Source organism: Pantoea sp. GABEPS69, from assembly GCF_045780835.1.
Classification (GTDB): Bacteria; Pseudomonadota; Gammaproteobacteria; order Enterobacterales; family Enterobacteriaceae; genus Pantoea; species Pantoea septica.
In genome coordinates, this window is the sequence record NZ_CP118618.1 from 2,311,458 (window position 1) to 2,332,299 (window position 20,842).

Genomic DNA, 20,842 nt, shown 5'->3' on the forward strand with positions numbered 1-20,842 from the left:
TAACGTCCTTTTTAAGAGGGAATGCAACCGAGCGTGACGCGGGGATTGCCGCCGTAGTCATTCACGGTCGCGACCTGAAGAAAATCGTGCTGCTGCATCAGCGCGCGCACCGCCGCGTCCTGCTGCCAGCCATGCTCCAGCAGCAGCCAGCCGCCTGGCGCCAGCCACTGCGGCGCCTGAGCGATAAGCAGGCGCAGATCTGCCAGCCCCGCCTCGTCGGCCACCAGCGCGCTGCGCGGTTCGAAACGCACGTCGCCCTGCGACAGATGCGCATCGTCTGCGTCGATATAGGGAGGATTACTGACGATCAGGTCGAAGCGCGCGGCGGGCAGCGCGTCGAACCAGTGGCTCAGGATGAACGTGGCGTTGGGGATCGCCAGCCGGTCGGCGTTGCTTTGCGCCAGCGCCACGGCGGCTTCAATACGGTCAACGCCCAGCACCTCGCAGTCGGGCCGTTCGCTCGCCAGCGCCAGCGCGATGGCGCCGGTGCCGGTGCCGAGATCGAGAATGCGCGACGGCGCGGCGGGCAGGTGCGCCAGCGCCTGCTCTACCAACACTTCGGTGTCGGGTCGCGGGATCAGCGTCGCGTCGGAGACGCGCAGCGGCAGCGACCAGAATTCGCGCTCGCCGATAAGATGCGCCACCGGCTCGCCCTGCACGCGCCGCGCCAGCAGCGCGTCGAGGCGCGTCAGCTGTTCAGGCAGCAGCTCGGTCTCGCCGAAGGCCACCAGCCAGCTGCGCGATTTGCCGGTAACGTGCCCCAGCAGGATCTCCGCGTCGCGCTTCGGACTCTCGCCGCCCTGTAGTGCGGCGACAGCCCTTTTCAGCCAGCCTTGAAACTCCATTACTCCTGACCAGCCAGCGCGGCCAGCTGATCGGCCTGATGCTCCTGCACGATCGGCTCAATCAGGTTATCCAGCTTGCCTTCCATGGTCTCGTCAAGGCGATAGATGGTCAGGTTGATGCGGTGATCGGTCACGCGCCCCTGTGGGAAGTTGTAGGTGCGGATGCGGTCGGAGCGGTCGCCGCTGCCCAGCAGGTTGCGGCGCGTGCTCGCCTCCGCCTCGTGGCGCTTCGCCATCTCCGCGGCGCGAATGCGCGCGCCCAGCACCGCCAGCGCTTTGGCTTTGTTTTTGTGCTGCGAACGCTCATCCTGACACTCCACCACGATGCCGGTCGGCAGGTGGGTGATGCGGATGGCGGAGTCGGTGGTGTTGACGTGCTGGCCGCCCGCGCCGGACGAGCGGAAGGTGTCGATCTTCAGATCGGAGGGATTGATCTCCGGCAGCTCCGCTTCCGGCACCTCCGGCATCACCGCCACGGTACAGGCCGAGGTATGGATACGCCCCTGGGATTCGGTTTCCGGCACGCGCTGCACGCGGTGGCCGCCCGATTCGAACTTCAGACGGCCATAGGCGCCGTCGCCGGTGACGCGGGCGATGACCTCTTTATAGCCGCCATGCTCGCCCTCGTTGGAGCTGACGATCTCTACGCGCCAGCGGCGGGCTTCGGCGTAGCGGCTGTACATGCGGAACAGGTCGCCGGCGAAAATCGCCGCCTCGTCGCCGCCGGTGCCGGCGCGCACTTCGATAAAGCAGGCGCGTTCGTCGTCAGGATCTTTCGGCAGCAGCAGCACCTGCAGCTGCTGCTCCAGGCGCTCGCTCTCGGCGCGCGCCTGCTGCAGCTCTTCCTGCGCCATATCGCGCATCTCGGCATCGTCCAGCATCATCTGGGCGGTTTCGATATCTTCCTGCGTCTGCTGCCACGCGCGGAAACATTGGGTCACGTCGGTTAACTGCGCATATTCGCGCGAGAGCGCGCGGAAGCGGTCCTGATCGGCGATAACGCTGGCGTCGCCGAGCATCGCTTCCACTTCTTCGTGGCGCTCCTGCAGCGCTTCCAGTTTGGCAACAATAGAGGTTTTCATGTCGTGATGGGATTCTCGTCACAGAGGGCAACAGCCCGGGAGTCTACTCGAGACCGAGGCTGTCGCGAAGCAATTGCAGGCGTTCAGTGTCGCCGTCGCGGGCGGCCTGCTGCAGGGATTTGGTTGGTGCGTGAATTAAACGGTTGGTCAGCTTGTGCGCCAGCTCCTGCAGGACTTTCTGCGGATCGGCGCCCTGCTGCAGCGCAGCCAGCGCGCGCGATTCGAGATCGGCGCGCACGCTTTCCGCCTGAGAGCGGTATTCGCGAATGGTCTCGACCGCGCTCTGGGCGCGCAGCCAGGACATAAATTCGCCGCTCTCCTGCACCACGATGCTTTCGGCCTGTACGGCGGCGGCTTTGCGCTGCGCCATATTCTGCTCGATGATCGCCTGCAGGTCGTCGACGCTGTAGAGATAGGCGTTAGGCAGTTTGCCCACTTCCGGCTCGACGTCGCGCGGCACGGCGATATCCACTAGCAGCACCGGTTTGTTGCGGCGCGCTTTCAGCGCGCGCTCCATCATCCCTTTGCCGATAATCGGCAGCGGGCTGGCGGTGGAAGAGATGACGATATCGGCGTCGGCGAGGCGTGCGTCGATGTCGCCGAGTCCGATCACTTCCGCGCCGACCTCTTCCGCCAGCCGCTCGGCGCGCTCGCGCGTGCGGTTGGCGATAATCAGCTTCTGCACTTTATGCTCGCGCAGGTGGCGCGCTACCAGCTCAATGGTTTCGCCCGCGCCGACCAGCAGCACGTTGACGGTCGAGAGGGATTCGAAGATCTGGCGCGCCAGCGTACAGGCGGCGAAGGCAACCGACACCGCGCTGGCGCCGATTTCCGTTTCGGTGCGCACGCGTTTGGCGACCGAGAAGGTTTTCTGGAACATCCGCTCCAGCTCGCTGCTCAGCGCATGGCCGCGCTGCGAATCGGCGAAGGCTTTTTTCACCTGGCCGAGTATTTGCGGTTCACCCAGCACCAGCGAGTCGAGGCCGCTCGCCACGCGCATTAAATGGCTGACCGCCGCGTTGTCCTGATGCCAGTAAAGACTTTGACGCACGTCCTCTTCATTGAGATGGTGATAGTCACACAGCCAGCGCACCAGGCGCTCCTGCAGATCCGCCTGCTGCTCTACGCTCAGGTAGAGTTCGGTGCGATTGCAGGTAGAGAGAACGACGCCGCTCTGCACCATGGGCTGGGAAAGCAGGCTGTCGAGCGCCTGTTCCAGCACGTCCGGCCCGAACGCGACGCGTTCGCGCAGCGCGACAGGTGCAGTTTTATGATTGATTCCGAGAGCGAGCAGCGTCATGGCGATAAAAGTTGGGATGTCCCAATAATGTCAGGGTTTTGTGATGCGCATTCTACAAGATGCGGCAGATCATGAAAAGCCATACAAAGGCTATGACTGTAATAAGATTAAACTGATCGTGCGCAATTTTACTGTAATCGGCATTGACGGTTTATAAGCGGATCGCTAGCGTTAACCGTTACGAATTAAAAACGTGTCCGAGGAGATGACCACGTGATGACCTATTCACCACGCACTATGTTGCGCCTTTTGCCGCTGGCGAGCGTTCTGCTCACCGCCTGCGCCGTTAATCAGCCTCAGGGCCCAGGCCCGAGCACGACCGCGCCGCAGTGGCAGCAGCATCAGCAGGAAGTGGCGAAAGTCACGCACTACCAGACACGCGGCGCCTTCGCCTATCTTTCTGACAAGCAGAAAGTCTACGCGCGCTTTAACTGGCAGCAGACCGCCCCGGACCGCTATCGCCTGCTGCTGACCAACCCGCTGGGCAGCACCGAGCTGCAGCTCGATGCTCAGGGCGACACCGTACAGATCGTGGATAACAAAGGCAAACGCTACGTCAGCAACGACGCGGAGAAGATGATCTCTCAGCTGACTGGCATGGATATTCCGCTCGCCAACCTGCGCCAGTGGATGATGGGCCTGCCGGGCGACGCCAGCGACTATCAGCTCAACAGCAACTATCAGCTTAAAAGCCTGAACTACAGCAGCAACGGCCAGAAGTGGCAGGTCGCGATTCAGGATTACGACAGCAAATCTACCCCGCCGCTGCCGGCGAACCTGGAGCTGCGCGAAGGCGACCAGCGCATTAAACTGCGTATGGATAGCTGGACCCTGCAATGATCACCTCCTGGCCCGCTCCGGCAAAGCTCAACCTGTTTCTCTATATCACCGGCCGTCGCGCAGACGGCTACCATAACCTGCAGACGCTGTTTCAGTTTCTCGACTACGGCGACAGCCTGCATATCACGCCGGACAGCAGCGGTCGCGTCAGCCTGACTACGCCGGTGGACGGCGTAGCCCATGACGACAACCTGATTGTTCGCGCGGCAATGCTGCTGCGCCAGGCGGCGCAGGCGCAAAACCGGCTGCCGGCCGACGCCGGCGCGCAGATCGCCATAGAAAAGCGGCTGCCGATGGGCGGCGGGCTGGGCGGCGGCTCCTCGAACGCCGCCACCGTGCTGGTGGCGCTCAATCACCTGTGGGGCGTCGGTTTCTCTCTGGAGGCGCTGGCGGAGCTGGGGATTAAGCTTGGCGCGGACGTGCCGGTGTTCGTCAGAGGTTTTGCCGCTTTCGCGCAGGGCGTCGGCGAGCAGCTCCAGCCCGCCGATCCGGCGGAAAAATGGTACCTGGTGGCGCATCCCGGCGTAAGCGTGCCGACGCCGCTGGTGTTTAACGATCCGCAGCTTACGCGCGATACGCCGGTACGTTCGCTGGCGGCGCTTTTATCGACACCCTTTCACAATGATTGTGAGGCAGTGGTAAGAAAACGTTTTCGCGAGGTTGATGAGCTTGTTTCCTGGCTGCTAGAATACGCGCCGTCGCGCCTGACTGGCACTGGCGCTTGCGTGTTTGCCGAATTTGACACCGAGTCAGCCGCTCGTCAGGTGCTGGAACTCGCCCCGAAATGGGTATGCGGATTTGTCGCGCGAGGCGTTAACGTCTCGCCTCTGCATCGCACCCTTTCCGGGCTGTAAGCGCATGTGTGACAGTGTCACCCTGTTCCAGACGCTGCACGCTGTGCATTAACACACCCGTATGAACATGCGCTGCGGTATGCGCCGGTTACCGTAACGCCGTTCATTCTCTGGACGCCAAGCCTGAGGTTCTTCTCGTGCCTGATATGAAGCTATTTGCTGGTAACGCCACCCCGGAACTAGCACAACGTATTGCCAACCGCCTTTACACCAGCCTCGGAGACGCCGCAGTGGGCCGTTTCAGCGATGGCGAAGTGAGTGTACAAATCAATGAAAATGTACGCGGTGGTGATATTTTCATCATCCAGTCCACCTGTGCTCCCACCAATGATAATCTGATGGAACTGGTTGTGATGGTCGACGCGCTGCGTCGAGCTTCTGCTGGTCGTATTACCGCGGTTATTCCCTACTTCGGCTATGCCCGCCAGGACCGCCGCGTGCGCTCCGCTCGCGTGCCGATTACCGCTAAAGTGGTCGCGGATTTCCTTTCCAGCGTTGGTGTCGATCGCGTTCTGACGGTCGATCTTCACGCCGAGCAAATCCAGGGCTTCTTTGACGTCCCGGTTGATAACGTTTTCGGCAGCCCGATCCTGCTGGAAGATATGCTGCAAATTGGTCTGGAAAATCCGATTGTGGTTTCCCCGGACATCGGCGGCGTCGTGCGTGCTCGCGCGATCGCCAAACTGCTCAACGATACCGATATGGCTATCATCGATAAACGTCGTCCGCGCGCGAACGTTTCTCAGGTGATGCACATCATCGGCGACGTGGCGGGCCGCGACTGCGTGCTGGTCGACGATATGATCGACACCGGCGGCACGCTGTGCAAAGCGGCGGAAGCGCTGAAAGAGCGCGGCGCGAAACGCGTCTTCGCCTACGCGACTCACCCGATTTTCTCCGGCAACGCGGTGGAGAATCTGCGTAAATCGGTTATCGATCAGGTCATCGTCTGCGACACCATCCCGCTTTCTGAAGAGATGAAATCGCTGCCGAACGTTCGTACCCTGACGCTTTCCGGCATGCTGGCTGAAGCAATCCGCCGTATCAGCAACGAAGAGTCTATCTCGGCGATGTTCGAGCACTGATTTTCGTTTAATAAAAAACCGGGCCATGCGCCCGGTTTTTTTATGGCTGAAAGAACGGATCAGTGGTGCGGCGTGCGGCGGCAACGCTCGTCATAGTGGCGGTGCCAGAAGTAGCGGTCTTCGATCCTTTCGCGCCCGCTGACGCGCGCGCCAGCGAGCCACAGCAGCGCGCCGATAAAGATGCCGAGGATAGCGCCCTGCGCCAGCAGCGCCGGCATTTGAATGCTCGGCAGTTGATTAAGCACGGAGAAGATGATGCTGGAGACCATCACCACCAGCCCCACGATCATCAGGACGTTTCCTGCTTTTCGACAATGTTGATGTTTCATAACTCACCTCTGTCCATATGAACAAGCCAAACAAACCGCACATAATGTTAACTTGTCATAAGTTTAGGCAATGACCTGCGAACAATTTGCGTCCAGGATCACAAACCCTAATAAAGGCTGACCTAAATTTACCTTCAGAAGCTTGATTTAAATAACAAAATAGTTAATCACGCGACGTAACCATATCGCTGTAGCTAAGTTTGTTCTCTTCTCTGCCGCGAAGTACACTAACGCCTTTTCACCACCTGAGCAGGATAATCATCGTGAGCAGCATTAAACTGATTGTGGGCCTGGCCAATCCCGGCGCGGAGTACGCCGCCACGCGGCATAACGCCGGCGCCTGGTATCTCGATTTGCTGGCGGAGCGTCATAATCAGTCGCTAAAGGAAGAGGCGAAATTCTTCGGTTATACCGCGCGTATCAGCCTGGCGGGCGAAGATGTGCGTCTGCTGGTGCCGACTACTTTTATGAACCTCAGCGGCAAGGCCGTGGCGGCGATGGCGACCTTTTTCCGCATCGCGCCGGAAGAGATTCTGGTGGCGCACGATGAGCTCGATCTGCCGCCAGGCGTCGCGAAGTTCAAACAGGGCGGCGGCCATGGCGGCCATAACGGCCTGAAGGACATCATCAGCAAGCTGGGCAACAACAATAACTTTCACCGCCTGCGCATCGGCATCGGCCATCCGGGCGACCGCAACAAGGTGACGGGATTTGTGCTGGGCAAACCGCCCGCCAGCGAGCAGAAGCTGATTGACGACGCGATTGATGAAGCGGCGCGCTGTACCGAAGTGTGGCTGAAAGAGGATCGCCTGAAGGCGATGAACCGGCTGCACGCGTTCAAGGCGAGCTAAACGCCCTGCCCGCGCGATTTCTGTGTATAATGCGCCAAATTTTTTCGTTTCCGGCAATGCCTGCAGCAGGCGTTGCACCTCAAGTTAGAAGGGTAACCAACCATGGGATTCAAATGCGGTATCGTGGGCCTGCCGAACGTCGGTAAATCCACCCTGTTCAACGCGCTGACTAAAGCGGGCATCGAAGCGGCTAACTTCCCCTTCTGCACCATTGAGCCCAACACCGGCGTGGTGCCGATGCCGGATCCGCGCCTTGATCAGCTGGCGGAGATCGTCAAACCGCAGCGCCTGGTGCCGACCACCATGGAGTTCGTCGACATCGCGGGCCTGGTAAAAGGCGCGTCGAAAGGTGAAGGCCTGGGCAACCAGTTCCTGACCAACATCCGCGAAACCGAAGCGATCGGCCACGTGGTGCGCTGCTTCGAGAACGAAAACATCATTCACGTCGCGGGCAAAGTGGATCCGGCGGAAGATATCGACGTCATCAACACCGAGCTGGCGCTCTCCGATCTGGAAACCTGCGAGCGTGCTATCCAGCGCGTGCAGAAGAAAGCCAAAGGCGGCGACAAAGACGCGAAGGTCGAACTGGCCGCGCTGGAGAAGTGCCTGCCGCATCTGGAAAACGCCGGTATGCTGCGCGCGCTGAAGCTGGACGCCGATGAGAAAGCGGCGATCCGCTACCTGAGCTTCCTGACGCTGAAGCCGACCATGTATATCGCCAACGTCAACGAAGACGGTTTCGAGAACAACCCCTATCTCGACCAGGTGCGCGCCATCGCTGAAGCGGAAGGCTCCGTGGTGGTGCCGGTTTGCGCCTCCGTTGAGTCAGATATCGCCGAGCTGGACGATGAAGATCGCGCCGAGTTTATGGCCGAGTTAGGTCTGGAAGAACCGGGCCTGAACCGCGTGATCCGTGCCGGTTACGCCCTGCTCAATCTGCAGACCTACTTCACTGCTGGCGTGAAAGAAGTGCGCGCCTGGACCATCCCGGTCGGCGCGACCGCGCCGCAGGCGGCGGGCAAGATCCATACCGACTTCGAGAAAGGCTTTATCCGCGCGCAAACCATCGCGTTTGACGACTTTGTCGCCTATAAAGGCGAACAGGGCGCGAAAGAAGCGGGCAAGATGCGTTCAGAGGGGAAAGAATATATCGTCAAAGATGGCGATGTGATGAACTTCCTGTTTAACGTCTAAGCCACGGTTGTCTGATGAGGGGCCAGCGCCTCTCATAACAAACCGCTCGCTTTTAAAATCCACGCCTGTGCGTGGATTTTTTATGCCCGGAAAAGACACCCTCTAATTAGTATGCTGTAACTAAGTAGATCTGTGCTGTATCCCGCGTCTCCCTGCTTCGCGCTAAAAGCCTTTGCAAAGCCCCACAGAAAGGGATAATACCCCACCGCTTTCCGACAAAGGACCGACGATGCGCGATACCCCGCAAGGCAACCTGACCCGCAAAAAACATATGAAGCTCAGCACGCTGGTCACGCTGATGATCGGCGCGGTGGTCACTTTCGTGCTGCTCAGCGTGCATCTGCTCTACTTCTTTCAGATCGGCAACGCCACGCAGAAGCAGCTGGAAGACAAGGCGATGGCCGTGGCACGCACGCTGGCGGACGTGCCTGCCATCCAGCAGGCGCTGAGTGGGCCGCCAAACGCCGGCATTATCCAGCCCATCGCCCGCGCGGCGCAGCAGCACAATAATCTGCTGTTCGTGGTGGTGACCAATATGCAGGGCATCCGCTACTCCCATCTTAATCCGGCGCTGATCGGGCAGCACTTTATCGGCGACGACATCAATCCGGCGCTGCAGGGCAAAGAGAACGTCTCGGTCAATCGCGGCTCGCTGGCGGAGGCCCTGCGCGTCTTTACGCCGGTCTATAACGCGCAGCAGCAGCAAATCGGCGTGGTGTCGATAGGCATCTCGCTGGAGGCGGTCAGCGATCAGATTAACCAGAGCCGCTGGAGCATTATCTGGACCATCCTGATCGGCGCGCTGGCGGGCGCGCTGGGCACGCTGGCGCTGGTAAAAACCCTGAAGCGCATCCTTTTCGGGCTCGAACCCTGGGAGATCTCCTCGCTGTTCGAGCAGCGCCAGGCGATTCTGCACTCGGTCAAAGAGGGCGTCATTGCGGTGGACGCTCATGCCGAGGTGTCGCTGATCAACGAGGCGGCGCAAAAGCTGCTGACGGAAAAGAGCTCCGGCAGCATGGAGGAGGCCAGCGTTATTCACGCTCAGCTGCAGGAGACGCTGGCCACCGGCCGCGCGCGGCGCGACGAAGAGCTGAATATCAACGGCCATGTGCTGCTGAGCAACACCGTGCCGGTCTACAGCCAGCAGCGGCTTATCGGCGCGGTCTGCACCTTCAGGGATAAAACCGAAATCACGCAGCTGCTGCAGCGCCTGAGCGGCATGGTAAACTACGTCGACGCGCTGCGTGAGCGCTCGCATGAGTTTATGAATAAGCTGCACGTGATCCTTGGCCTGCTGCACATGAAAAACTATGCGCAGGTCGAAGCCTATATTTTAAAAACGGCGAACAACTACCAGACCGAAATCGGTTCGCTGCTCGACAAAATCAAGTCGCCGGTGATTGCCGGCTTCCTGCTGAGTAAAATCAATCGCGCCTCGGACAGCGGCCATCGCCTGACGCTGAGCGACGCCAGCTTTCTGCCCGATATCGGCAACGAGCAGCAGATCGCCGTACTGATCACCGTGCTCGGCAATCTGATCGAGAACGCGCTTGACGCGCTGGGCAGTGAACACAACGGCGATATTCACGTGATGCTGCACTACCAGAACGGCTGGCTGGCGTGCGAGGTCAGCGACGACGGGCCAGGCATCCCGACCGACCAGCTGGATGCTATCTTTGACAAAGGCTTTTCAACCAAAGGCGAGGATCGCGGCGTCGGGCTTTATCTGCTGAAGCAGCAGACGGAAAGCCTTGGCGGCAGCGTCAGCGTGGAGTCGGAACCCGGCGTGTTTACCCAATTTTTTGTACAACTTCCCTGGGATGGAGGCAACAAAACCGCATGATCAATGTGTTAGTGGTCGATGATGACGCTATGGTCGCCGAGCTGAATCGCGTTTACGTCGGGCAGGTGCCGGGCTTTCACTGCGTCGGCATGGCGTCGACGCTGCAGCAGGCGAAAGAGATGATCCTTCACAGCGAACCCGCCGTGGATCTGGTGCTGCTCGATATCTATCTGCAGCATGAGAACGGGCTGGATCTGCTGCCGGAGCTGCGCGAGGCGAGGCAGCCTGTCGAGGTGATCATTATTTCATCCGCCGCCGACGCCGCCACCATCAAAACCTCGCTGCACTACGGCGTGGTGGATTATCTGATCAAACCCTTCCAGTTCCCGCGTTTTGAAGAGGCGCTCACCAACTGGCGGCAGAAGAAGTCGCTGATGGATAACCATCTCTACTATCAGCAGGCGGAAGTCGACCAGTTGATCCACGGCAATCCGCCCACCACCAACGACAGCAAACGGCTGCCGAAAGGCTTGACCCCGCAGACGCTGCGCACCCTCTGCCAGTGGATCGACGCCCATCCCGGCAGCGAATTCTCTACCGACGAGCTGGCGGCGGAGGTGAACATCTCGCGCGTCTCCTGCCGCAAGTACCTGATCTGGCTGGCGCAGATCAATATTCTCTTCACCAGCATTCACTATGGCGCGACCGGCCGCCCGGTCTATCGCTACCGCCTGCAGCCGGAATACCACTCGCTGCTCAGGCAGTACTGTCAGTAGTCAGCTGATAGCGACGGTCGTGCAGACGAAACGCGAACTGACGCGACGAGGAGCAGATCACCTGCTGGTCGCGGGTAACGAAAATCGCTTCGATGTGCGGCGCGTCGCGCAGCGCCTTAATGCTCTGCTCTACGCCGAGCCCGTAGAGCAGCGTGGTGTAGATGTCGCCATCTATCGAGCGGTCGGAAATCACCGTGACGCTCAGCAGCTCGTTGTCGAGCGGATAGCCGCTGCGCGCGTCGAGGATGTGATGATAGAGGCGGCCGTCCAGCTCGAAGTAGCGCTCGTAGACCCCAGAGGTCACCACTGATTTCCCCGCTACCTCAATCACGCCAATTAAGTCGTCACCCTGGCCGAACGGGGTTTTCAGCCCCACCGACCAGCCGGCGGCCTGCGGCGGCGCGCCGAGCGTCTGCACGTTGCCGCCGAGGTTAATCAGCGCCCTATCCACGCCCTGCTGGCGCAGAAAGCTGCGCACCAGGTCGGCGATATAGCCTTTGGCGATGGCGCCCAGATCGATCTCCATGCCTGGCTGGCGCAGAAACACGCTGCGCCGCTCAGGATCCAGCACGACCTCGCGCGGATCGGTCAGCGCCATCAGCTTCTCCAGCTCGCCCTGCGGCGGCACGCTGCGTCCCTGAAAGCCGATCTTCCAGCGCTTGACCAGCGGTCCGATGGTGAAATTGAACAGGCTGTGCGGCAGCAGACTGACCTGGTGCGCGCACTGAATGAGATCGAACACTTCGCGGCTGACGCAGACCGGCTCTTTGCCTGCGGCGTGGTTGATCGCCATCACCTCGGAGTGGGCGCGGTTGACGGTGAGGATATTCTCCTGATGGCGGATAAGGCGGAAGACCTGCGCGGCCAGCGCCGCATTATCGTCAAAGAGCTTAAGAAGAATGGGCGAACCCATCAGTACTGCGGAATAGGCGTAAACGCCTTCGTCGGCTGACATACTCGCCTCGGCTGTCAAAGTGGATCCGGCCACGGCGCGCCGGACAGGATTGCCCGGTGCGCCGTCGCCGACAGCGGACTAGCCGCGCGCCAGGGCCGCCGCGTTACGTCCGGCAAGGATACCAAAGATAATGATATCCGCCACGGCGTTGCCGCCGATACGGTTGGCGCCGTGGATGCCGCCGACCACTTCGCCCGCCGCCCAGGCGCCGCGGATCACCTGTTTGTTGCTGTCGAGTACCGCGGTGTCGGTATTGATGGTCACGCCGCCCATGGTGTGATGCACCCCAGGCGCGACGCGAATGGCGTAGAACGGCCCCTGATTGAGCGGATGACGCAGCGCGGTGGTGCGCCCGAAATCCTCATCCTTCTGATCCACCACGAACTGGTTGTAGCGCGCCAGCGTCTCCTCAAGTGTGGTGTGCTCCATATTCAGCTTCACCGCCAGCTCGCCCACGGTCGGCGCGCTGATAACGAAGCCCTTGGCGATATACTCATCGGCCGCTTTATTGTTCGCCCGCACCTGTTCGTCGAAGACCACCCAGGCACTTTTCTCCGGCAGCGCGATAATCTGCGCGGAAACCTTGTCGCGGGTCTCCATCTCGTTGAAGAAGCGTTTGCCCGCCTGCGACACCAGAATAGCGCCGCCGCCGCGAATCGATTCAGAGATCAGATACGAGGTGGTCTGCTCCACGGTCGGATGGATCTGGATTTCGCCCATATCGACCGTATCCGCGCCCAGCTTCTGCAGCATGGCGATACCGCTGCCGGTCGCCCCTTTGTGGTTGGTGGTCACGAAGCCGTCCAGCTCAGGGCGGTATTTCACCACCATCTCGCGGTTGGCGCTGAAGCCGCCGGTGGCGACGATCACGCTTTTCGCATAGAGGATGCGGCTGTCGTAGTACTCATCCACCACCTTCACGCCGGTTACCGCGCCGTTCTCGGTGAGGATTTCAGCGACCGAGGTATCCAGCAGCACTTCGATATTGCGCTTGTTGATGTTTTTCACCAGGCCGCTGATCAGGTAGCCGCCAACCGCCGAACGGTCCGCAGGGCGGTGCGTGCGGTCGATGCTCATGCCGCCGGTGATAGTGATATCGTTCAGCTCGATGCCGTGATCCGCCAGCCAGTCGATCGCCTCCGGCGCCAGCTCGACGAACTCGCGCAGCAGCGCCGGGTTGTTTTTATGCTGGCCGCCTTTCAGCGTCTCCTGATAGAAGAGCTCTTTGCTGTCTTTGATGCCCTTCATCGCCTGGAAGCGGGTTTCCGCCGCGTTCATGCCCACCGAGGCTTTGATGGTGTTGCCGCCGATAGTCGGCATCTTCTCGATGATGACCACGCGCGCGCCTTCGTCGTGCGCCTGAATCGCCGCCGCCAGGCCTGCGCCGCCGCTGCCGATCACGACTACGTCGTAGTTCTGCGGTGCGGAAGGATTACCGCCCTCTTCAATCACATACTCTTTGCTGGAGGTGGAGAGCGCGCGCGATACCGCTTTTTTCAGCGCCTCGCTCTGGGTAGTGGCGCCGCTGATGGCGTCGACGTGCGGACTGTTGGCCACCAGAATGCGGTTACGCAGGCTTTCAAAGGTCTCGGTAAAATCGACGTCCAGCGTATCGTCCGGCACCATCGAAATATCGGTGATGCGGTCGGTATCCAGGGTGACGTTGATTTTCAGCTTCAGCGCTTCCGCCTCGACTTTCTCCTGATAGACGCCCGCCTTGTATTTGCGGCCCGGCGCGCTGACTTCGCGGATCATCGCGTCCACCAGCGAGAAGCGCCACAGCGGTTCCGGGATCATCAGCGCTTCGCGCTGGGTGCTGTCAATATAGAGGTCGAGATGCTCGTTGTTCAGCACGCGATCCGCCCAGTCAGGATAGGCGATGCAGGCTTTGCCGATCGCCACCAGATCGTAGCCATGCTCCAGCGCCATCTCCACGTCGGCTTTATTCACCACGCCGCCGACGCCGATAACCGGCACCTTCGCCAGGCGTTCGGAACGCTGCGCGATATATTTGTCGATCAGCGGCATCGGGTCGCGGGTATCGACGATAGAGGGGCGCAGCAGCTGGCCCATGGAAAAGTGCACGTAGTCGAGGCCGCGCTCCGCCAGTTTTTCCAGCAGATAGAGCGTGTCGGCAAAGCGAATGCCGGGCACTTCGATCTCTTCCGGCGAGAAGCGATAGCCGATAATGAAGGTATTGTGCGCGATGCGCTCCGCCATTTTATGGGCGATATCCAGCACCGCCAGCGGGAAACGGGCGCGGTTTTCGCGGCTGCCGCCCCACTTGTCGTCGCGCTGATTAGAGTTAGGGGAAAAGAACTGCTGGATCAGATAGGTATTGGCGCCGTGCAGCTCCACGCCGTCGAAGCCCGCCTTGATGGCGCGGTTCACCGCGTCGCCGAACTTAGTGATCATCACCTCGACTTCGTCGGCGGTCAGTGCCTGCGGCGTGGTCGCGCCTTCGCGCGGTGCGGCAATGGCGCTGGGGCCCACCGGCGTTTTGCCGCCGATCAGCCCTGGTTCCACCATACGGCCACCGTGGTAAATCTGCAGGATAGCCGTCGAGCCCTGCGATTTAATCGCGTCGGCGATTCGGGCAAGTCCGGGGATCTTGTTGTCGCTGTCGATGCCGATAGCGCCGGGGAAGGCGGGGCCTTTGTTATCGATAAAACAGGACTCGACGATAACCGTACCGAGCGTGCCTGCGCGCGCGCGATAGTACTCCACGAGCTCGCTGGTCACGGTGCCGTCATAAAATCCCGTACAGGTGGTCATCGGCGCCATGACCAGACGATTTTTTAATACCGCGCCGTTGGGCAAAGTCAGCGGATTTAAAAGCGGGGTGCGAGTATTCATTTAGATTAACTCCGGAAATTAAAAGCTGAGAAATTCTGCGGACAAGGCACTCTGGTGATTATTAAAAGGTCCGGCTTAATGCCACTAATATACCAGTTACTTTAGCTACGAAAGAAATGAATATAGTTATAAAACTTTTAAAGGAGCGGAGTTATTTATTTTGCAATGGCTGAGATTTTAGTTATAGTAATGTTAGCGAAAGCGCTGAAAAAATCAAATTATTGTTATAATCTAAAATTACCCTATAACTTTCAATAAGGTAAAAGCGATGAAATTTGCAGAAAAAAGCGCCAGTAACGCTATTTGTCGCTTCGGAATCTTCTTAAGAGTGCAGATCGGATTTTAAAGACTTTAATCCAGTTAAAAGGCAAACTCACTCTTTGATCTAGATCAAAATTTACTATTATGGCAGGCGCATCATATAGCCACGGCGCAAAAGTTTATTTAATAAAGTTGTCACATGAAGACGTTATTCAATAAGGTTTTGCTGAAGGCGTTCTACGCGCACTAATAATAAACGGTGCATCAACAAAGCCGACACTCTCTTCTTTATAACTTGCAGACCCTCACTATGAACATGAAAACGACGCTGAACGAAGCCGCGCAACCTGCGCCCGTCCCGCCGCCGGGACAACACAAACGCTGGATCATGCTGGCCCTGCCCATCGTGGTCGCCGTCCTGCTGATGCTGGTGCCGACCCCCGCTGGGCTTGAGCCCTACGCCTGGCACTTTTTCGCCATCTTCGTCGGCGTTATCGTCGGCCTGATCTTCGAACCGCTGCCGGGCGCGGTCATCGGCCTGACCGGCGTGGTGGTCATCGCCCTCTTCAGCCAGTTCGTGCTGTTTAGTCCCGCCGAGCTGGCGAAGCCCGGCTTTAAGGTCGCCACCGAGGCGTTTAAATGGGGCGTAAGCGGTTTCGGCAACTCCACCGTCTGGCTGATTTTCGGCGCCTTTATGTTCGCGGCCGGCTACGACAAAACCCAGTTCGGCCGCCGCCTGGCGCTGATTCTGGTGAAATATCTCGGCCGTCGCAGCCTGACGCTCGGCTATGCCATTACCTTCGCCGATCTGCTGCTGGCGCCCTTTACCCCGTCAAACACCGCGCGCAGCGGCGGCACCATCTACCCGATTATCGCCAACCTGCCGCCGCTCTACGGCTCTAAACCCAACGACCCGAGCGCGCGCCGCATCGGCTCTTACCTGATGTGGGTGGCGATTACCGCCGCCTGTATCACCAGCTCTATGTTCCTGTCGGCGCTGGCGCCGAACCTGCTGGCGCTGGCGCTGGTGAAAAGCGTCGTCGGCTTCGATATCTCCTGGGGCATGTGGTTTATCGCCTTCCTGCCGCTCGGCGTGCTGCTGATCCTGACCATGCCGCTGCTGGCGTACTGGCTCTATCCGCCGGAAGTGAAGGTCAACGACGAAGTGCCGCGCTGGGCCACCGCCGAACTGCAAAAGCTGGGCAAACTGTCGCGCAACGAGATCCTGCTGCTGATTTTCGTGGTGTGCGCGCTGCTGATGTGGATTTTCGCCACCGCCTGGATCGAGCCTGCGATGGCTGCGCTGCTGGTTATCATACTGATGCTCTGGACCGGCGTGCTGAACTGGAGCGACATCACCAGCAACAAAGCGGCGTGGAACACCTTCGCCTGGTTCGCCACCCTGGTGGCGCTGGCGGATGGCCTGGCGCGCGTCGGCTTTATCGCCTGGCTGGGCAAAGAGGGCGGCATGCTACTGCAGGGTTACGACCCGCAGGTCTCCGCGGTAGTGTTGCTTGTCGCCTTCTATCTGCTGCACTACCTGTTCGCCAGCACCACGGCGCACACCACCGCGCTGCTCCCCGCAATGCTGACCATCGCCGCGGCGATCCCGGGCATCAATATGCCGGTGTTCTGCCTGATGCTCTGCACCTCGCTTGGCGTGATGGGGATTATCACTCCTTACGGTACCGGCCCCAGCCCGATTTACTACGGCAGCGGTTATCTGCCGACCAAAGACTACTGGCGTCTGGGCACCATTTTCGGCCTGCTGTTCCTGGTGCTGCTGATGCTGATCGCCTATCCGTGGATGGTGATGATGTTCTAAAGCAGGCGACGAAACAGGTTAATAAAGTGTAAAATCCTTTCCCTTCAGCTTACGCCAGCCGCGTCCCGCGCGGCTGGCGAAATAAAAACCAACAATATTTGCGGCTGTTCGTCTCGCGCTGCGCGAGCCGTCGCCGCCGCATAAGTGAGCCGAGATGTCGAACAAACCTTTCTACTATCAAGAGCCCTTTCCGCTGTCCCACGATGACACCCAGTACTATCTGCTGACGCGCGAGCACGTCTCCGTCACCAGCTTCGAAGGCGAAGAGGTGCTGAAGGTCAATCCCAAAGCGCTGACGCTGCTGGCGCAGCAGGCGTTTCACGACGCCTCTTTTATGCTGCGTCCGGCGCACCAGCAGCAGGTCGCCTCTATCCTTGCGGACGATGAAGCGAGCGAGAACGACAAATATGTCGCCCTGCAGTTTCTGCGCAACTCGGAAATCGCCGCCAAAGGCGTGCTGCCGACCTGCCAGGATACCGGCACGGCAATCATTATGGGCAAAAAAGGGCAGCGCGTCTGGACCGGCGGCGGCGACGAAGCCGCGCTGTCGCAGGGCGTCTACAACACCTTTATCGAAGACAACCTGCGCTATTCGCAGAACGCCGCGCTCGACATGTATAACGAGGTGAATACCGGCACCAACCTGCCGGCGCAGATCGATATCTACAGCACCGACGGCGACGAATATAAGTTCCTCTGCATCGCCAAGGGCGGCGGCTCAGCCAACAAAACCTATCTCTACCAGGAGACCAAAGCGCTGCTCTCGCCCGGCAAGCTGAAAAACTATCTGGTGGATAAGATGATGTCGCTCGGCACCGCCGCCTGTCCGCCCTATCACATCGCGTTCGTGATCGGCGGCACCTCGGCGGAGGCCACGCTGAAGACCGTGAAGCTCGCCTCGACCCACTATTACGATAGCCTGCCGACCAGCGGCAACGAGCATGGCCAGGCGTTCCGCGATCTGGCGCTGGAGCAGGAACTGCTGGAGGCGGCGCAGCAGCTCGGCCTCGGCGCGCAGTTCGGCGGCAAATATTTCGCGCACGATATCCGCGTTATCCGCCTGCCGCGCCACGGCGCCTCCTGTCCAGTGGGCATGGGCGTCTCCTGTTCAGCGGACCGCAATATCAAAGCGAAGATCAACCGCGACGGCATCTGGATTGAGAAGCTGGAGGACAACCCGGCGCAGTATATTCCGGAAGCGCTGCGTCAGCAGGGCGAAGGCGGCGTGGTAAGCGTCGATCTTAACCGGCCGATGAAAGAGATTCTGGCGCAGCTCTCCGCTTATCCGGTCTCTACGCGTCTCTCGCTGAGCGGCACCATTATCGTGGCGCGCGATATCGCGCACGCCAAGCTGAAAGAGCGCATCGACAGCGGCGAAGGGCTGCCGCAGTACGTGAAAGATCACCCGATCTATTACGCCGGTCCGGCGAAAACGCCAGAAGGTTACGCCTCCGGCTCGCTTGGCCCGACTACCGCTGGCCGCATGGATTCCTACGTCGATCTGCTGCAGTCGCACGGCGGCAGCATGATTATGCTGGCGAAGGGCAACCGCAGCCAGCAGGTGACGGACGCCTGCCAGAAGCACGGCGGGTTCTATCTCGGCAGCATCGGCGGCCCGGCGGCAGTGCTGGCGCAGCAGAGTATTAAAAAGCTGGAGTGCGTGGAGTATGCCGAGCTGGGGATGGAGGCGATCTGGAAGATTGAGGTTGAGAACTTCCCGGCGTTTATCCTGGTGGACGACAAAGGCAACGACTTCTTTAAGCAGATTCAGGACAGCACCTGCGCGCGCTGCGTGAAATAGCACTGAAGCAGACTCTTAAAAACCGCACCATGTTTTGATAAGCGGGCGGCAGGGTCTGAAGAGCAAAGCGTCCCGCGACAAGGATGTCGCGGGCCGAGCGAGCATGGATGCCTTGAGCGACTTTGCGATCAGACCCTGCCGCCCGCGTCTGCGCAACGGCCAAAGGCGCCCTTACAGCAAACTATCTTTACCAGAAACGCGGCACTTCCGCCGCATCGCTCGCTTCTCCCGCCCGCCGTTGAGCGGCACCATCGCCATCGCGCAGCGAGACCGGCAAATTAACCGCAATGATGCTGTACTCCACGCCGTCCAGCACCTCGTCATGTTCAGTCAGCACGTTATAAAATTCGTTCATCAACATTCCTTATTCAGTTCGGCCTCAGGCCCGTCAGGAACCACCGTCCTGACCATGCCATAGCAATCTTACGCGGTTATGACAGTTAACAATGGGTCGAAAAAACGCGAAATGCGCCGGGATTAATATGAAACAAAAACGGCGCGTTGCCCAGAGAGCAGCGCGCCGCAAAGCGCGAAATCAGAAGAAACCGAGCGGCTGAACGCTGTAGCTCACCAGCAGGTTTTTGGTCTGCTGATAGTGGTCCAGCATCATCTTGTGCGTCTCGCGTCCGATGCCCGACTTTTTATAGCCGCCAAAGGCGGCGTGCGCCGGATAGAGGTGATAGCAGTTGGTCCAGACGCGCCCCGCCTTGATGGCGCGGCCGACGCGGTAGGCGCGGTTGATATCGCGCGTCCAGACGCCGGCGCCCAGCCCGTAAATCGAGTCGTTGGCGATGGCGATCGCTTCCGCCTCATCCTTAAAGGTGGTAATGCCGACTACGGGTCCGAAAATCTCCTCCTGGAAGACGCGCATGCTGTTGTCGCCCTTCAGCAGCGTCGGCTGAATGTAGTAGCCGCTGGCGAGCGAGCCTTCCAGCTTCTCCACGCCGCCGCCGGTCAGCACCTCCGCGCCCTCCTGACGAGCGATCTCCAGATAGGAAAGGATCTTGTCGAACTGCTGCTGCGACGCCTGCGCGCCGACCATGGTTTCACTGTCCATCGGATCGCCGCGCTTAATGGTTTTGATGCGCTTCATCACCGCCGCCATAAAGGGCTCGTAGATCGACTCCTGCACCAGCGCGCGCGACGGACAGGTACACACCTCGCCCTGATTCAGAAAGCCGAGCACCACCCCTTCGGCCGCCTTCTCGATAAAGCTCTCTTCCGCCTGCATGATATCTTCGAAGAAGATGTTCGGCGATTTGCCGCCCAGCTCAACGGTTGAGGGGATCATGCTCTTCGCCGCCAGTTCGAGAATATGGCCGCCGGTCGCCGTAGAGCCGGTAAAGGCCACTTTGGCGATGTCGGGATGGGAGGCCAGCGCCTCGCCCGCCTCTTTGCCGTAGCCGTGCACCACGTTCAACACGCCGGGCGGCAGCAGATCTTTAATCAGCTCGACAAACAGGGTAATGCTCAGCGGCGTCTGCTCGGCCGGCTTCAGCACCACGCAGTTGCCCGCGCCCAGCGCCGGAGCCAGCTTCCACGCCGCCATTAGCAGCGGGAAGTTCCAGGGGATAATCTGCGCCACCACGCCGAGCGGCTCATGGAAATGGTAGGCGGCGGTAAACTCATCGATCTCGGCCGCGGTGCCCTCCTGGGCGCGCACGCAGCCGGCGAAATAACGGAAGTGATCCACCGCCAGCGGCATATCGGCGGCCAGCGTTTCGCGCACCGGCTTGCCGTTATCCCAGGTTTCGTTCACCGCCATATATTCCAGATTTTGCTCCAGCCGATCGGCAATCCTGAGCAGCGCCAGCGACCGCTGCTGCGGCGAAGTTTTGCCCCAGGCTTCGGCGGCGGCGTGCGCCGCAGCGACGGCATTGTCTACATCCGCCTTGTCCGAGCGCGGGAATTCCCCTGCGACCGAACCGTTGACCGGCGAAGTGTTGGTGAAGTAGTTGCCGTTCACCGGCGTCACGAATTCGCCGTTAATGAAGTTGCCGTAGGTTTTCTGCAGCTGAATCAGAGAACCCTGTTCCCCGGGAGAGGCGTAACGCATGGTGAATCTCCTTAACATGACCGGAATCGAAACAACAATGAAACTTGCTGTTAACAATGAATGAACAAACCCAGCCTGTCAGATGTTGCAGTCGGAAACTGTGACCGCCGCAAAGGAAAAGCGCGCCGTCCGTGCGCACGGATAATTCT

17 protein-coding genes are annotated in these 20,842 nt (G+C 59.8%); 9 read left to right on the plus strand and 8 right to left on the minus strand.

Annotation, left to right across the window (positions count from 1 at the left end; genetic code table 11):
- Positions 1-11 precede the first annotated feature (11 nt).
- From prmC to hemA, 3 genes are read right to left on the minus strand one after another with little or no spacing between them, the layout of a single operon-like run.
- A complete protein-coding gene (gene prmC / locus PVE98_RS11340) occupies positions 12-845 on the minus strand; it encodes a peptide chain release factor N(5)-glutamine methyltransferase (protein ID WP_096073020.1) in 834 nt (277 codons plus the stop codon).
- Complete coding sequence (prfA, locus tag PVE98_RS11345; protein ID WP_096073019.1) at positions 845-1,927, minus strand: peptide chain release factor 1; 1,083 nt, start codon at positions 1,925-1,927, stop codon at positions 845-847. The genes prmC and prfA overlap by 1 nt, the downstream gene beginning before the upstream one ends.
- 43 nt (positions 1,928-1,970) lie before the next feature.
- On the minus strand, positions 1,971-3,227 hold the full coding sequence (gene hemA, locus PVE98_RS11350; RefSeq protein WP_033789716.1) for a glutamyl-tRNA reductase: 1,257 nt from the start codon (positions 3,225-3,227) through the stop codon (positions 1,971-1,973).
- 216 nt (positions 3,228-3,443) lie between these two features.
- Between hemA and lolB the strand changes: the two genes are divergently transcribed.
- The 3 genes from lolB (at position 3,444) to prs (ending at position 6,006) form a co-directional block, all read left to right on the plus strand.
- A complete protein-coding gene (lolB, locus tag PVE98_RS11355) occupies positions 3,444-4,067 on the plus strand; it encodes a lipoprotein insertase outer membrane protein LolB (protein WP_033747670.1) in 624 nt (207 codons plus the stop codon).
- A complete protein-coding gene (gene ispE, locus PVE98_RS11360; RefSeq protein WP_096073018.1) occupies positions 4,064-4,921 on the plus strand; it encodes a 4-(cytidine 5'-diphospho)-2-C-methyl-D-erythritol kinase in 858 nt (285 codons plus the stop codon). The genes lolB and ispE overlap by 4 nt, the downstream gene beginning before the upstream one ends.
- A gap of 137 nt (positions 4,922-5,058) precedes the next feature.
- The gene (gene prs / locus PVE98_RS11365; RefSeq protein WP_006118899.1) at positions 5,059-6,006 is read left to right on the plus strand and encodes a ribose-phosphate diphosphokinase; all 948 of its coding nucleotides are present in this window, start codon (positions 5,059-5,061) and stop codon (positions 6,004-6,006) included.
- 59 nt (positions 6,007-6,065) lie between these two features.
- On the opposite strand, the gene ychH is transcribed toward prs, so the two are convergent.
- Positions 6,066-6,335: a stress-induced protein YchH gene (ychH, locus tag PVE98_RS11370; protein ID WP_033747679.1), complete on the minus strand. Its 270-nt coding sequence runs from the start codon at positions 6,333-6,335 to the stop codon at positions 6,066-6,068.
- A 263-nt stretch (positions 6,336-6,598) separates the two neighbouring features.
- Between ychH and pth the strand changes: the two genes are divergently transcribed.
- From pth to dcuR, 4 genes are all read left to right on the plus strand, one after another.
- Positions 6,599-7,186: an aminoacyl-tRNA hydrolase gene (gene pth, locus PVE98_RS11375; RefSeq protein WP_033747682.1), complete on the plus strand. Its 588-nt coding sequence runs from the start codon at positions 6,599-6,601 to the stop codon at positions 7,184-7,186.
- Positions 7,187-7,288: 102 nt separating this feature from the next.
- On the plus strand, positions 7,289-8,380 hold the full coding sequence (gene ychF / locus PVE98_RS11380) for a redox-regulated ATPase YchF (RefSeq protein WP_096073017.1): 1,092 nt from the start codon (positions 7,289-7,291) through the stop codon (positions 8,378-8,380).
- A gap of 229 nt (positions 8,381-8,609) precedes the next feature.
- Positions 8,610-10,223 (plus strand): sensor histidine kinase, encoded by a 1,614-nt coding sequence (locus PVE98_RS11385; RefSeq protein WP_333620653.1) that lies wholly within the window; start codon positions 8,610-8,612, stop codon positions 10,221-10,223.
- On the plus strand, positions 10,220-10,939 hold the full coding sequence (gene dcuR, locus PVE98_RS11390; protein WP_096073015.1) for a two-component system response regulator DcuR: 720 nt from the start codon (positions 10,220-10,222) through the stop codon (positions 10,937-10,939). The genes PVE98_RS11385 and dcuR overlap by 4 nt, the downstream gene beginning before the upstream one ends.
- Here the strand turns inward: dcuR and PVE98_RS11395 are convergent.
- Together PVE98_RS11395 and PVE98_RS11400 are read right to left on the minus strand one after the other, a co-directional pair.
- Positions 10,920-11,894, minus strand: a complete 975-nt coding sequence (locus PVE98_RS11395) for an FAD:protein FMN transferase (protein ID WP_096073014.1) — start codon at positions 11,892-11,894, stop codon at positions 10,920-10,922. The genes dcuR and PVE98_RS11395 overlap by 20 nt on opposite strands.
- Before the next feature lie 78 nt (positions 11,895-11,972).
- Positions 11,973-14,750: a flavocytochrome c gene (locus PVE98_RS11400; protein ID WP_096073013.1), complete on the minus strand. Its 2,778-nt coding sequence runs from the start codon at positions 14,748-14,750 to the stop codon at positions 11,973-11,975.
- Positions 14,751-15,327: 577 nt separating this feature from the next.
- Here PVE98_RS11400 and PVE98_RS11405 point away from each other — a divergent pair.
- Together PVE98_RS11405 and fumA are read left to right on the plus strand one after the other, a co-directional pair.
- Positions 15,328-16,836: an anion permease gene (locus tag PVE98_RS11405; RefSeq protein WP_033748039.1), complete on the plus strand. Its 1,509-nt coding sequence runs from the start codon at positions 15,328-15,330 to the stop codon at positions 16,834-16,836.
- A 154-nt stretch (positions 16,837-16,990) separates the two neighbouring features.
- Positions 16,991-18,637, plus strand: a complete 1,647-nt coding sequence (fumA, locus tag PVE98_RS11410) for a class I fumarate hydratase FumA (RefSeq protein ID WP_096073012.1) — start codon at positions 16,991-16,993, stop codon at positions 18,635-18,637.
- 187 nt (positions 18,638-18,824) lie between these two features.
- Here the strand turns inward: fumA and PVE98_RS11415 are convergent, their stop codons facing one another.
- Complete coding sequence (locus PVE98_RS11415; protein ID WP_187143631.1) at positions 18,825-18,992, minus strand: hypothetical protein; 168 nt, start codon at positions 18,990-18,992, stop codon at positions 18,825-18,827.
- Between the two features lie 180 nt (positions 18,993-19,172).
- Complete coding sequence (locus PVE98_RS11420; protein WP_033747704.1) at positions 19,173-20,693, minus strand: aldehyde dehydrogenase family protein; 1,521 nt, start codon at positions 20,691-20,693, stop codon at positions 19,173-19,175.
- Positions 20,694-20,842 lie beyond the last annotated feature (149 nt).

Excerpts from the sequence above, each read along its gene's own strand:
- prmC (WP_096073020.1), bottom strand. The coding sequence starts at position 845 with ATGGAGTTTCAAGGCTGGCTGAAAAGGGCTGTCGCCGCACTACAGGGC.
- prfA (WP_096073019.1), bottom strand. The coding sequence starts at position 1,927 with ATGAAAACCTCTATTGTTGCCAAACTGGAAGCGCTGCAGGAGCGCCAC.
- hemA (WP_033789716.1), bottom strand. The coding sequence starts at position 3,227 with ATGACGCTGCTCGCTCTCGGAATCAATCATAAAACTGCACCTGTCGCG.
- lolB (WP_033747670.1), top strand. The coding sequence starts at position 3,444 with ATGACCTATTCACCACGCACTATGTTGCGCCTTTTGCCGCTGGCGAGC.
- ispE (WP_096073018.1), top strand. The coding sequence starts at position 4,064 with ATGATCACCTCCTGGCCCGCTCCGGCAAAGCTCAACCTGTTTCTCTAT.
- ychH (WP_033747679.1), bottom strand. The coding sequence starts at position 6,335 with ATGAAACATCAACATTGTCGAAAAGCAGGAAACGTCCTGATGATCGTG.
- ychF (WP_096073017.1), top strand. The coding sequence starts at position 7,289 with ATGGGATTCAAATGCGGTATCGTGGGCCTGCCGAACGTCGGTAAATCC.
- PVE98_RS11385 (WP_333620653.1), top strand. The coding sequence starts at position 8,610 with ATGCGCGATACCCCGCAAGGCAACCTGACCCGCAAAAAACATATGAAG.
- dcuR (WP_096073015.1), top strand. The coding sequence starts at position 10,220 with ATGATCAATGTGTTAGTGGTCGATGATGACGCTATGGTCGCCGAGCTG.
- PVE98_RS11395 (WP_096073014.1), bottom strand. The coding sequence starts at position 11,894 with ATGTCAGCCGACGAAGGCGTTTACGCCTATTCCGCAGTACTGATGGGT.
- PVE98_RS11400 (WP_096073013.1), bottom strand. The coding sequence starts at position 14,750 with ATGAATACTCGCACCCCGCTTTTAAATCCGCTGACTTTGCCCAACGGC.
- PVE98_RS11405 (WP_033748039.1), top strand. The coding sequence starts at position 15,328 with ATGAAAACGACGCTGAACGAAGCCGCGCAACCTGCGCCCGTCCCGCCG.
- fumA (WP_096073012.1), top strand. The coding sequence starts at position 16,991 with ATGTCGAACAAACCTTTCTACTATCAAGAGCCCTTTCCGCTGTCCCAC.
- PVE98_RS11415 (WP_187143631.1), bottom strand. The coding sequence starts at position 18,992 with ATGAACGAATTTTATAACGTGCTGACTGAACATGACGAGGTGCTGGAC.
- PVE98_RS11420 (WP_033747704.1), bottom strand. The coding sequence starts at position 20,693 with ATGCGTTACGCCTCTCCCGGGGAACAGGGTTCTCTGATTCAGCTGCAG.